The organism is Psychrobacillus sp. OK032, from assembly GCF_900111345.1.
Classification (GTDB): domain Bacteria; phylum Bacillota; class Bacilli; order Bacillales_A; family Planococcaceae; genus Psychrobacillus.
Genome location: NZ_FOGY01000004.1, coordinates 97038 through 110212 on the forward strand (window position 1 = coordinate 97038; position 13175 = coordinate 110212).

Annotated in this window: 11 protein-coding genes; 8 read left to right on the top strand and 3 right to left on the bottom strand. The window is 36.1% G+C overall.

The window, feature by feature from the left end; genetic code table 11:
• Positions 1 to 8: 8 nt before the first annotated feature.
• Positions 9 to 287, bottom strand: a complete 279-nt coding sequence (locus BMZ04_RS09275) for a hypothetical protein (RefSeq protein WP_369802647.1) — start codon at positions 285 to 287, stop codon at positions 9 to 11.
• A complete protein-coding gene (locus BMZ04_RS09280) occupies positions 284 to 1168 on the bottom strand; it encodes a TetR/AcrR family transcriptional regulator (protein ID WP_093268574.1) in 885 nt (294 codons plus the stop codon). Before BMZ04_RS09280 ends, BMZ04_RS09275 begins: the two co-directional genes overlap by 4 nt.
• A gap of 184 nt (positions 1169 to 1352) precedes the next feature.
• On the opposite strand from BMZ04_RS09280, the gene BMZ04_RS09285 reads away from it, so the two are divergent.
• Entirely contained in the window at positions 1353 to 2822 is a 1470-nt protein-coding gene (locus BMZ04_RS09285; protein WP_093268578.1) for a DHA2 family efflux MFS transporter permease subunit, read from the top strand.
• A gap of 75 nt (positions 2823 to 2897) precedes the next feature.
• Here BMZ04_RS09285 and pepF read toward each other — a convergent pair whose 3' ends face one another.
• Positions 2898 to 4709 carry an oligoendopeptidase F gene (gene pepF / locus BMZ04_RS09290; RefSeq protein ID WP_093268581.1) on the bottom strand — a complete coding sequence of 604 codons (1812 nt, stop codon included), beginning with the start codon at positions 4707 to 4709 and terminating at the stop codon, positions 2898 to 2900.
• Between the two features lie 444 nt (positions 4710 to 5153).
• On the opposite strand from pepF, the gene BMZ04_RS09295 reads away from it, so the two are divergent.
• The 7 genes from BMZ04_RS09295 to BMZ04_RS09325 all read left to right on the top strand — a co-directional run bounded on the left by BMZ04_RS09295 (position 5154) and on the right by BMZ04_RS09325 (position 13173).
• Complete coding sequence (locus BMZ04_RS09295; RefSeq protein ID WP_093268585.1) at positions 5154 to 6356, top strand: ABC transporter substrate-binding protein; 1203 nt, start codon at positions 5154 to 5156, stop codon at positions 6354 to 6356.
• A gap of 89 nt (positions 6357 to 6445) precedes the next feature.
• Positions 6446 to 7321, top strand: coding sequence for a branched-chain amino acid ABC transporter permease (locus tag BMZ04_RS09300; protein ID WP_093268589.1), 876 nt, complete (start codon positions 6446 to 6448; stop codon positions 7319 to 7321).
• Positions 7322 to 7334: 13 nt separating this feature from the next.
• A complete protein-coding gene (locus BMZ04_RS09305; RefSeq protein ID WP_093268593.1) occupies positions 7335 to 8285 on the top strand; it encodes a branched-chain amino acid ABC transporter permease in 951 nt (316 codons plus the stop codon).
• Positions 8275 to 9063: an ABC transporter ATP-binding protein gene (locus BMZ04_RS09310; RefSeq protein WP_093268596.1), complete on the top strand. Its 789-nt coding sequence runs from the start codon at positions 8275 to 8277 to the stop codon at positions 9061 to 9063. The genes BMZ04_RS09305 and BMZ04_RS09310 overlap by 11 nt, the downstream gene beginning before the upstream one ends.
• Positions 9056 to 9763 (top strand): ABC transporter ATP-binding protein, encoded by a 708-nt coding sequence (locus tag BMZ04_RS09315; protein WP_093269573.1) that lies wholly within the window; start codon positions 9056 to 9058, stop codon positions 9761 to 9763. Before BMZ04_RS09310 ends, BMZ04_RS09315 begins: the two co-directional genes overlap by 8 nt.
• A 1137-nt stretch (positions 9764 to 10900) precedes the next feature.
• Positions 10901 to 12079, top strand: coding sequence for an ABC transporter substrate-binding protein (locus tag BMZ04_RS09320; protein ID WP_093268601.1), 1179 nt, complete (start codon positions 10901 to 10903; stop codon positions 12077 to 12079).
• A gap of 218 nt (positions 12080 to 12297) precedes the next feature.
• Positions 12298 to 13173 carry a branched-chain amino acid ABC transporter permease gene (locus BMZ04_RS09325; protein WP_093268606.1) on the top strand — a complete coding sequence of 292 codons (876 nt, stop codon included), beginning with the start codon at positions 12298 to 12300 and terminating at the stop codon, positions 13171 to 13173.
• The last annotated feature ends 2 nt before the right edge of the window (positions 13174 to 13175 follow it).

Genomic DNA, 13175 nt, shown 5'->3' on the forward strand with positions numbered 1-13175 from the left:
TGGATCCTTTACTTTTTTCTTTTGTCGGCTTCTTCGGAAACAACGAATGCAAGATCTTCATTGCCGAAGAGTTGAAGCACATGTAGAAGCGTTTCTGTATCTATTTCTAATACATCTTCTTCTGTTTCTTCTACTGCTTTTTCGAGCAGTAAATTCTTTTCTTGCTGAGGGTAGGCTTGCGCATACAACGTTAATGCATCTAATTGATGATTAGCACACCATCTAGCAAACAATTGAATCATCACATTTTCATCCTCTTGGTATTGCCTAATCACTTTGTCCATCATTCTTGACCTTCTCTCCATTCATCTAAAAGCGCCCATAGTTTATAAATAATAATAGTAGATTTTTGTTCAAGCTGACTTCCAGTAAACGCTTCTGTGAGGGCAGGAACAATATTTTCTAACAAAAAGATTCTAGGCAATTCTTTTGATAATTCTTCTAGTACAAATTCAATCGCTTGTATTGTATTCGGCGAAAATGAGTCTTTTTCTTCCAAATAAAAGGTTTTTAGCAGTTCGATCACATGCTCCCTAGTTACAGATGACTCTTCTGTTTTTTGCTTGAAGAAGGAGTTTATCAATAAGGAGTCGTTTGTTGCTGTCATTTCATAAATAATTGTTTTAATCCGTCTAAGGATAAATTCAATTAATTGATCGAAAGAAATATTCGTGGATGGATTAATCCATGGGTGCTGTAATTGTTGGATCATCCCAAGTGCAAGTACAGCACAATCTGTTGCCACATTTTTAGTTTGTTCACCGAAAACATCTATCAGTCGATTAGAAAGCCAGTTTATTTCCTCGATATAATTTCGTTTAATCAGATCACGAAGTCCGACATCTTGTGAGTTAATAATCGATGCAAAAAGAGGGAATAGATTATGTTCCTCATATACAGTTAATCGAATAGACAATTGTTTCGTCAATATATGGACGTCAGAAGCATTCTGTTGTGTATGAATCTCTTTTCTTTTTATTACCGTTTCTTTTCTTGCATTCTCGAGTATAGCTATAATACATTCGTTTTTAGAAGAAAAATAATTATAAAAAGTACCTTTTGAAACTTTAGCTTCTTCTATTATATCGTTTACGGTAGTAGACCTAAAACCTTTTTCAATAAAAAGTCTTTGGGCTGCTTCTAGAATATTTCGTTTTTTAGTGTTCATATTAATCACCTTTAGACTAGTAGTATAATTCTTATATTAACCGTTAAACCAACGTTTATCAAACTATATTAGTTGACTTGAATTATTTTATTTGCTTTTTTTGGACTATGAGTATAAAATATTCAAGTGTTATAAGACAGAAAATAAAAGAGAAGCTTAAAAGTAAATAGGAGGAACGAGAATAATGAAAGAAATGCAACAAAAGCCCCCATATGCAATGATTGCAATCCTCTTTGTAGGAGCATTCATTGCGTTTTTGAATAATACACTTTTAAATGTAGCATTACCAACGATAATGACAGAGTTTAATGTAAAACCAGTCGTTGTACAATGGCTAACTACCGGATATATGTTAATCAACGGGATTCTAATACCGGCAAGTGCATTTTTTGTGCAAAGATTTTCCAATAGAAAATTATTTATTACGGCCATGATATTTTTTACAGCAGGTACACTATTAGCTGCTATTGCTCCAGTTTTTGGAGTTTTAATCGCAGCACGCATGATTCAAGCGGCAGGTTCAGCTATGATGATGCCACTTCTTATGAATGTTATGTTAACTGCTTTCCCAATTGAACGTCGTGGAGCGGCAATGGGGATGTTTGGATTGGTAATGATTTTGGCGCCAGCAATTGGTCCTTCCTTATCAGGGTTTATATTAGAACATTCCGATTGGCGAGCTCTATTTCAAATTATTTTACCGTTTGCAGTAATCGTTTTATTGTTTGCTATTTTTAAACTTCGTAACATTACTCCAAATAGTAAAGTGAAGTTAGATATCTTTTCACTTATTTTATCAAGTATCGGTTTCGGAGCATTGCTTTATGGGTTTAGCACAGCAGGGGATAAAGGTTGGGATGCTCCAATAGTTTACGGTACAATTACTATTGGATTTATCGCACTTGTTCTTTTTGTATGGAGACAGCTCAAACTTGAAGAGCCAATGTTAGATGTTAGGATTTATAAATATCCTATGTTTACTTTATCTTCGATTATTTCCATTGCAGTATCTGCAGCGATGTTTTCTGGAATGATTTTAACTCCACTGTATGTACAAACAATCCGTGGTATTTCTCCATTCCATTCAGGTGTCTTAATGTTACCGGGGGCACTTGCTATGGCATTAATGTCGCCAATAACAGGGAAGATTTTTGATAAATATGGCGCTCGAATTTTAGCGATCATTGGGCTTACGATAACGACAGTCGCTACTTATTTAATGAGCGATTTTACGCTAGATACTGGTTATTATTATATTATGGGAATTTATACACTTCGTATGTTTGGTATGTCGATGGTTATGATGCCAATTATGACGAATGGGTTAAACCAATTACCGATGAATATGAATCCACATGGTACTGCGATGAATAATACATTGCAACAAGTTTCTGGTGCAATCGGATCTGCGATATTCTTAACGATTATGAATGCGAGAATGGAGTCTTCTGCGGAAAGACTTGCTGGTGAAGCAAGTGTGGCGGGGAATATGCCGACAAGCCAAGAAGGACTTGCTCAGTTTCAACTGGAATTAGGAAAGAAAGCGATGTTGGAAGGTATTAATTACACATTCTTTATCGCAACACTTGTTACAGTAGTTGCATTAGTATTGTCTCTATTTGTGAAGAGAGTAAAAGTAAGTAAAGAAAGCTAAACCGGCGACGGTTTAGCTTTTTTCTTGAAAGAATATGAAAGTATAATTTGACCTTAAAGGGCGCTCGTATTTTTCTTACTTATTTTCAATTTCATCAGTCAAAGTGATTAACTCATCAATAAGCGAGCCGATATAGGAAATCGTATCACGTAATGGTTCCTCTGTTGTAATATCTACTCCAGCCATTTTCGCAAGTTCTACAGGTGATTTTGTACCGCCTGCTTTCAAAACGTTAGTCCACTCATCCACAGCAACTTGGCCTTCGTTTAAAATGCGCTTGGCGACTTGTGTAGAAATCGTTAAACCGGCACTATACGTGTAAGGATACAATCCCATGTAATAATGCGGTTGGCGCATCCAAGTAAGTTCAGCACCTTCTGATATTTCAACAGCATCTCCCCAAAACTCTTCTAGCACGCTACGTTTGTACTCATTCAAAATTTGTGCGTTGACATTCAAACCTTGATCAACACGCTCATATACTTTTCGTTGATAAGCAGCCTCCAATAAATGAGTCACGAAATTATGATAGTACGTACGCGCTACAATTGATGAAATGACCCAACGTTTAAATTTCGGATCATCAAAGCTATTTAATAAATGATTCGCGACAAGCATTTCATTCATTGTCGATGGCGCTTCGATAAAATATAAAGATGGTCTTGCATTGAATATCGTTTGTTCTTTATTTGCATGATAGAAATGTCCCGCATGTCCAAGCTCATGAGCAAGCACAAATACTTCATTCATTTTAGAGGACCAAGAGATCAGTATATATGGATGATTCCCATATGGACTAGAACAAAATGCACCTGTTGACTTTCCCGAATTCTGTGCAAAGTCAATCCATCGTTCTTTATACGAACGATCAACAATTTCCAAATATTCTTCGCCCATTACAGCTAGCGCATCATCAATATACTTTTTGGATTCTTCTATCGAAATGGTAGGTTCATAAGTTGGATCCAGTGAAATTTTTAAATCCGCAAATGTCATTTTATCTAAGCCATGCACTTTTTGAAGCAATTTTGCATATTTGCGCATATGCGGTGCAAGCTCGTTCATGATTAAATCAATTTGGCGGTTGTAGAGAGTGCGATCCACTTCTTGATTGAATAGTAAATAATCAAAAATGGAATCGTACCCTCGAATATCAGCAGTTGTTTTTTCCATTTGTATATGCATGTCATATGTTTTAGCAGTCGTATGTTGATATTCTTTTAGTTTTGCTGAAAAAGCTTGGAATGCGGCTCGTCTAACTGCTGGATCAGATTCGGCTTCCCAATCATTTTCAAAAGATACATAGCTTAATGGATATGATTTTCCATCTACTTCAAAATTATCAAAAGAAATATCGAGCATCTTAGTTGTATCGTATAATTTATACGGCGCATTAAAGGATGCGGAATACGCAGCAAGTGTTTTCTCAACTTCGGGATGCAGTTGATATTTTTTCTTCTCCAATAACTTGTCTAAATAATGTTGTAATGCAGGAGCAAGCCGAGATGCTTCTTTAATCATTTCGTCTGGTAGCTCTACTAATTCACTTGTTAAAAAAGAAAGTTTGCTACTAATTTTAGCGGAAAGTGAACTAAATTTATTTGCTCTCATTTGTGCGGTCATATCTGTTTGGTCCGTACTAAGAGATAGACTAGCATATGTCCCAGCTGGAACAATTTTTTCGTAAATAGTCGAATAATCCGTTAGCGCTTCTACTGCTATGGAGGGACTAGTCACTTTTCCTTTGTATTTTTCTGCAAAAAGCTGAACACTTTGCTCAATTTCGTCTAATGAATTGGAAAAATCATCTTCAATTGCAAATAAATCGGCTAAATTCCATGTTTCTTCTACATTTACTTCTTCACGATTAGGTAACTTTAGTACCATTTCTAATCTCTCCTTTTTATTGCGGATGTCGAACTAAATTCTAGTATACCTAACAAAATATGAAAAGTAAAAATACTCTTTTATTTCTTTATATACCAAAAATTTACTGATATATTAGTCATAATGATAATACAACTATTATTTTGTAACTTAAGACAAATATTATGAGTAGAATTTCAAAAAAATACTGTAGTCAATAATGACAAAAACCCTTTGTTTTCAAGGGTTTAAACAAAGAATGAAAAAACTATTCTAATGTAATGTCAGAAATTTTAGAAATAAAAGAAAATTTGTGTAGACTGAAATTAAACTTTGTTTTACAATGAAGTTGTTCACAACAATAACTTGATAGATTCTGAATAGTTACTTACCAAAATTAGAGAGTGGTAAGTAGTACGACTTATATATTCAGAATTATCAAGCAAAAACAGGGGGTTTTTATTTATGAAGAAATCGAAATTTGCTTCATTATTTCTTGCTTCTTCTCTGCTAGTTGGGGTACTAGCGGGATGTGGATCGGGGGAAAAAAGTAGTAGTACAAATGGTGGAGAAGTTAGTAGTACAAATGGGGGAGACACAATAAAAATAGGAGCCAACCTCGAGCTTTCAGGAGCTGTAGCATCATACGGTTCATCTGAGGCAGATGCGATTGATCTAGCGATTGAGGAAATCAATGCTGCGGGGGGCATCGACGGGAAACAGATAGAACTTATTAAAGTAGATAATAAATCGGATGCAGCTGAAGCAACAAATGCTGCGATTAAACTTACTAGTCAAGATAAAGTTACTGCTATCATTGGAGCTGCAACAAGTGGTAACTCAGTAGCTCAAGTACAAATTGCAACAGATACAAAAACGCCAATGATTTCACCTTCTGGGACTAGTACAACAGTTACAGTTGGAGATAATGGAAAAGTAAATCCATTTACATTCCGTACAGCATTTATCGATCCATTCCAAGGAACTGTTGCTGCTAACTTTGCTGTAAACGAATTAAAAGTTAAAACTGCAGCAGTTTATGCAGACAATGCAAGTGATTATGCGAAAGGTCTTGCAGCATCTTTCATTAAAGACTTCGAAGCAGCAGGTGGCACGATTGTTGCGGAAGAATCATATGTAGCTAAAGATACTGATTTCCGTTCTACACTAACTCGTATTAAAGGATCAAATCCAGAGTTTGTTTTTATTCCTGGATACTATGAAGAAGTTGGATTAATTGTAAAGCAAGCTCGTGAATTAGGAATAGAAGTTCCATTAATGGGGGCTGATGGTTGGGATTCTCCAACAATCGTCGACTTAGCAGGAGCTGCAGCATTAAATAATACATTTATCATTACAGCATATTCAGCAGAAGATCCAGATGGTAAAGCGAAAGAATTTGCTGACAAGTTTACTGAAAAGTATGGTAAAGCGCCTAACTCATTCCATGCACTTGGATACGATTCAGTTTATTTATTGAAAGATGCAATTGAAAGAGCTAAATCATTAGACGGAACAAAAATTAAAGAAGCTATTGAAGCTACTGATAATTTAGAACTAGTTACTGGATTATACTCTGTTGATGAATTTCATCATCCAATTAAATCTGCTACTATCATCGAATTCGTTAATGGTGAGCAAGTATTTAAAACGAAAGTTAATCCTTAATATTAACTCGTAAAATATGGGGGGGATTAATATCCCTCCTTTTTTATTTTCAAAATAGTCCTAATTATTTATTTAAGGAGTGAAACTTCATGGAATGGTTACAGCAATTAATTAACGGTATTTCACTCGGAAGTATATATGCATTAATCGCACTTGGATATACGATGGTATATGGAATTATCAAATTAATCAACTTTGCACACGGTGATGTGTTCATGGTTGGATCTTTTATTGGATTCTATTCAATTACCGTTTTTGGGTTAGGTTTTTTCCCTGCACTTATTATTTCAATGGCAGCTTGTGCGTTATTCGGAGTTATTATTGAGCGTATTGCATATAAACGTTTACGAAATGCAACAAGAATTGCTGCTCTGATCACAGCAATCGGTGTTTCTCTATTGATAGAGTATGGTGTTATTTATATACGAGGAGCACAACCAGAAGCGTATCCAGACGTATTTTCAAATCGTTCATTTGAACTTTTTGGCGCTCAAATAAGTGTTCAATCTATTCTTATATTATCAGTCTCTGTTGTATTAATGATTTTATTGCAGTTTATAGTTCACAAAACGAAAACTGGAAAAGCAATGCGTGCTGTTTCTCATGATACAGAAGCCGCTAAATTAATGGGTATTAATGTGGATAATACCATCTCTGCAACTTTCGCAATTGGTTCAGCTTTAGCTGGTGCAGCAGGGGTTATATTCGGTGTATATTATACAAAAATCGATCCGTTGATGGGAGTTATACCAGGAGTAAAGGCGTTTGTGGCTGCAGTTCTTGGAGGTATTGGAATAATTCCCGGAGCAATGGTTGGTGGGTTAGTTCTCGGAGTTGTTGAAACGATCGTTAGTGCTTTAGGATTCTCTTTATGGAGAGATGCTGCAGCATTCGTCATTTTAATATTGATTCTGATTTTTAGACCATCTGGTATTTTTGGCAAAAATACACGAGAGAAAGTGTAGGTGGTACATAATTATGAAAAAGTCAAAACAGTTTTGGCCATTTATTATTGCAGCAGTAATAGTATACGCAGTTGTTCAGTTCCTCATTTCCAATGGAATGATGAATCAATTTTATTCTAATACACTTATATTTATATCGATTAACATAATTTTAGCAGTAAGCCTACATTTGGTAATTGGAATTACAGGACAGTTTTCTATTGGCCATGCAGGGTTTTTAGCAGTAGGAGCTTATATTTCTGCCATAGTCACTATGAAACTACATCTTCCATTTATAGTTGCAATTCTTGTAGGTGGTATTGTTGCAGCTTTAGCTGGGTTAGTTGTTGGTATTCCTAGTTTACGATTAAAAGGGGATTATTTAGCAATTGCTACGTTAGGGTTTGCAGAAATTATTCGAATTGTTTTCTTAAACATCGATGCTGTTGGTGGAGCAGCAGGAATGCAAGTTTCTCATTTAACAACGTGGACGTATGCATTTGTATGCTTAGTTATTACTATTTTAGTGATAGTAAACTTCACGAATTCTAGACATGGCATTGCTTCCATTTCCGTTAGGGAAAATGAAATAGCCTCAGATGCAATGGGTATTAATACGACGTATTATAAAGTAATTGCTTTTTCAATTGGTTCATTTTTTGCTGGTGTTGCAGGAGCTTTATATTCTCATAACTTCTATATTATTCAACCAAGTCAATTCGGTTTTTTAAAGTCATTTGATATTTTAATATTTGTAGTTCTTGGTGGATTAGGAAGTCTTTCAGGGGCAGTACTGTCAGCTATTTTATTGACAGTTGTTTCTACTTACCTTCAAGGTTATCCGGAAACGCGTATGATTATTTATAGTCTTGTATTAATCTTGGTAATGCTGTATCGACCGAAAGGATTAATGGGTACGATGGAAATTACGGATTATTTCAAGCTTTGGAGAACGCCAAAAGGAGGCGGTCAACATGGAAAATAAGCCGTTACTTGAAGTGAAAAATGCAGGAATACAGTTTGGTGGACTAAAAGCTGTTCAAAATTTGAATATGATATTAAATGAAGGTGAGTTAGTAGGTCTGATTGGTCCTAATGGTGCTGGTAAAACGACAAGTTTTAACTTACTGACTGGAGTTTATGTTCCTACTGAAGGAGATATTCTTTTTAATGGAGAACGAATTAATGGGTTACCTCCTTTCAAAGTAACAAGAAAAGGGATTAGTCGTACGTTCCAAAACATTCGCCTTTTTAATGAACTTTCTGTATTAGATAATGTAAAAGTTGCTTATCACGCAATTGCAAAGCATTCCATTATAAGTTCTATTTTAAGACTTCCTTCCCATTTTACTGGTGAAAAAGAAATGGAAGAAAAATCGATTGAATTCCTTAAGATTTTTAGTTTAGATAAGTATAAGGATGAGTTAGCAAAGAATTTACCGTATGGACAGCAAAGAAGATTAGAAATTGCTCGTGCGTTAGCAGCCAATCCCAAACTTCTTTTATTAGATGAACCTGCAGCAGGGATGAACCCACAGGAAACGAAAGATTTAATGGAATTAATTGCATTTATTCGGAATGAATTCGATTTAACTATTTTACTTATAGAACATGATATGAACTTAGTAATGGGTGTTTGTGAACGAATTTATGTACTCGACCATGGTCAACTTCTTGCAGAAGGTTCACCAGAAGAGATCCGTAACCATCCTAAGGTTATTGAGGCTTATTTAGGGGAGGAAGTTCACGATGTCGATGCTTAAAGTGGAAAATATAGATGTATTTTACGGAAACATTCAAGCCCTCAGGGATATAACCATTGAAGTGAATGAAGGCGAAATCGTCACATTAATCGGGGCAAATGGCGCCGGGAAAAGTACATTATTGAAAACATTGTCGGGATTATTAAAACCTAAAAACGGTAAAATTGAATTTCTAAACAAATCGATTTCTGGTAAACAAGCACAATCGATTGTAAAAGCTGGAATATCCCATGTTCCAGAAGGACGGCGTGTATTTGCCAATCTTACAGTAGAAGAAAACCTAGAATTAGGAGCGTTTTTACGGAAGGATAAGGCTGGCATTCATAGTGATATGCAAAAAGTATATGAGATTTTCCCAAGACTTTTAGAGCGTAAAAAACAACATTCAGGTACACTTTCGGGTGGAGAGCAACAAATGCTAGCAATGGGTCGTGCTATTATGGCAAAGCCTAAACTAGTTTTACTAGATGAACCATCAATGGGGTTAGCTCCTTTAATGGTTAAAACAATCTTCGAAGTAATTGGAGATATTAATCGGGATGGTACAACCGTTTTGCTGGTCGAACAAAACGCAAATATGGCCCTGTCTGTAGCGAGTCGTGGGTATGTAATCGAAACCGGCAAAGTCGTTCTATCCGGTGCTGCGCGGGACTTACAAGCAAGTGAAGAAGTACGTCAAGCATATTTAGGTGGGCATTGAAGAAAAGCACAAGCGCTTATGTTAGATGAATACAGTCTAAGTTCGCGACATCGTGGTGCTCCTGCGCAAAGCTCGTCGCAAAAAAAAAAACATTTCGCAACGACTGCAATGTCTTTCTGCGACGAGTAACTGCAGGAGCATGACCTGCATCCTGCAGGCCTCTGACAGGCAATGTGGGGATGGGGTAGTTCTGCAAAGTGCGCCACATCCTGTGGCAAAGCAGATATAACCCGCATCGTGCGGGCCCAGGAGGCAGCTCCCCAGCCACACAAGCGATTTTGCTTGCGACGAGCTTGCGCTGGAGCTGGATTGATACTGAATATAAAGGTATTTTCTTATCTATTAAAAGGTAACTTCCACTAAGTTCTCATAACTTGGTGGAAGTTTTTTTACTTTAGAAACCTATAAAATCTATGGCATATGGATTCTTTTCATGTAGGTTCATCTTTGTATAGGAGCATCATATAGGAATAATGCCTTCATAAAAGGCTCTATTAGATGACAGCTATGATTTCGACTGCTTTCAATGGAACTTGCTTACTAATCAATAGTCTCCTTTGAAATTTTTTGTGAGTAATTGAACGTTTTGCTCGAATTCTAGAAATGAATTTATAAAATCGTAAATAAATATGCTGAACTCCATTTTCCTTCCACTTTTCTTCATCTCGATTGGGTTACTTTAGTACCATTTATCATCGCTCCTTTTTATTGGTGATGTCGAACTAATTTCTAGTAAAATAGCGAAATATGAAAAGTAGAATCTGATATCATCTTATTAATTTACCACAAATTAACAATAATATTAGTCTTAATGATAAAAAAGTCCATTTATGTATACACGTATAAGTAAAATATGTAATATATTTTTTGGTAATATATTGAATGGTATTTTGTTGGAAACCCTTTATCTATAAGGGTTTTTTAAGGATTTAAAAATATTATTCTAATGTAATATCTGAAATTTTTAAACTAAGCGAAAAATTAGTATAGACTGAATATGAAGTTTGTTTTACAATGAGAAATGTTAACAATAGCAACTTGATAGATTCTAGATGACTTCTTACATAAACTTAGAATGTTAAGTAGTACGACTTATAAAGTCAGAATTATCAAACAAAAACAGGAGGTTTATATTTTATGAAAAAATCAAAATTTGCAACATTATTCCTTGCTTCGTCTTTACTAGCTGGAGTACTAGCAGGATGTGGAGCGGGGGAAGAAGGTACTAGTTCCGATGGAGGAGATCAGATTAAAATCGGTGTCAATCTAGAACTGTCTGGTCCAGTAGCTTCATATGGATCATCTCAAAATGATGGATTTAATTTAGCAGTAGAAGAAATCAATGCCGCTGGTGGTATTGATGGGAAACAAATTCAATTAGTAACAGTAGACAATAAGTCGGACGCTGCTGAATCTACAAATGCCGCGATTAAATTAACAAGTCAAGATAAAGTAGCTGCAATTATTGGACCTGCAACTAGCGGTAACTCTGTAGCTCAAGTACAGATTGCTAATGACAGCAAAACTCCAATGATTACACCTTCTGGAACAAGTCCAAATGTAACAGTTTCAGATAATGGTTCTGTCAATGAGTTTGCATTCCGTACTTCATTCATTGACCCATTCCAAGGGACCGTAGCTGCTAACTTTGCTACGAAGGAACTAAAATTAAAAACTGCAGCAGTATATGCTGACAATGCGAGTGACTATGCAAAAGGTCTTGCAGCATCTTTCATTGAAGACTTTGAAGCAGCAGGAGGCACGATTGTTGCAGAAGAATCTTATGTAGCAAAAGATACAGATTTCCGATCTACGTTAACTCGTATTAAAGGTGCAAATCCAGAATTTATCTTTATCCCTGGTTATTATGAAGAAGTTGGTTTGATCGTTAAACAAGCTCGTGAACTTGGAATTGATGTTCCTTTAATGGGGGCTGATGGATGGGATTCACCAACAATCGTTGATTTAGCTGGAGCAGAAGCGCTAAACAACACATTTATCATTAATCACTATTCTGCAGAAGATCCAGATGGAAAAGCAAAAGAATTTGCAGATAAGTATAATGAGAAATATGGCAAAGCACCGAACTCATTTAATGCCCTTGGCTATGACACTGTTTACTTATTGAAAGATGCAATTGAGCGTGCTGGTTCTACAGATGGAACAAAAATTAAAGATGCTTTAAAAGCTACAGATAATCTAGAACTAGTAACAGGTTTATACTCGGTGGATGAAAATCACCATCCAGTCAAATCGGCTACAATCTTAGAATTCGTAGATGGAAAACAAGTATTTAATACGAAAGTTAATCCTTAAGATTAACCAGTAAAATGGGAGGGATTGAATTCCCTCCTTTTCTCTATTTAACTTCATTCAGCAGGGGTCCACAAACCCCTGCTGAATAAAGTTAAAGCCCCCGGCGGATGCCACAGATTTTTAATGGAATTTATCGAGCGAGCTCGATAAAAATCTGGGCACAAATACGCCGAGGCGTATTTGATAAGAAAAACGAATGCATAAAGGAGTGAAACTTCATGGAATGGATACAACAATTGATTAACGGTATTTCACTCGGAAGTATATACGCATTGATCGCCCTCGGTTATACGATGGTGTATGGCATCATTAAATTAATCAACTTTGCACACGGTGACGTGTTCATGGTAGGTTCGTTTATCGGATTTTATTCAATCACTGTTTTTGGTTTAAGCTTTTTCCCTGCATTAATCCTCTCCATGGTAGCTTGTGCGTTATTTGGAGTAATTATCGAACGTATTGCATACAAACGATTGCGTAATGCTACACGAATCGCGGCACTAATCACTGCGATTGGGGTATCTTTACTAATAGAATACGGCGTAATTTATATTCGTGGAGCTCAACCAGAAGCTTATCCTGATATCTTCTCCAACAAAACATTCAGTATTTTAGGTGCTCAAATTAGTATGCAATCAATATTAATTCTTTCAGTTTCTGTCGTTCTAATGATATTGCTACAATTTATCGTACATAAAACGAAGACAGGAAAAGCGATGCGAGCTGTTTCACATGATGTAGATGCTGCGAAGCTAATGGGAATTAATGTAGATAATACGATTTCTGCAACTTTTGCTATTGGTTCTGCTTTAGCAGGGGCTGCAGGTGTAATTTTTGGTGTGTATTATACAAAGATCGATCCTTTAATGGGGGTCATTCCAGGCTTAAAAGCGTTTGTCGCTGCAGTTCTTGGAGGAATTGGAATTATTCCTGGGGCAATGGTCGGCGGGCTTGTACTCGGAGTTGTTGAAACGATTGTTAGTGCTCTAGGGTTCTCTTTATGGAGAGATGCTGTGGCATTCATTATCCTAATCTTAATTCTGATTTTTAGACCTTCTGGAATCTTTGGCAAAAATACACGAGAGAAAGTGTAGGT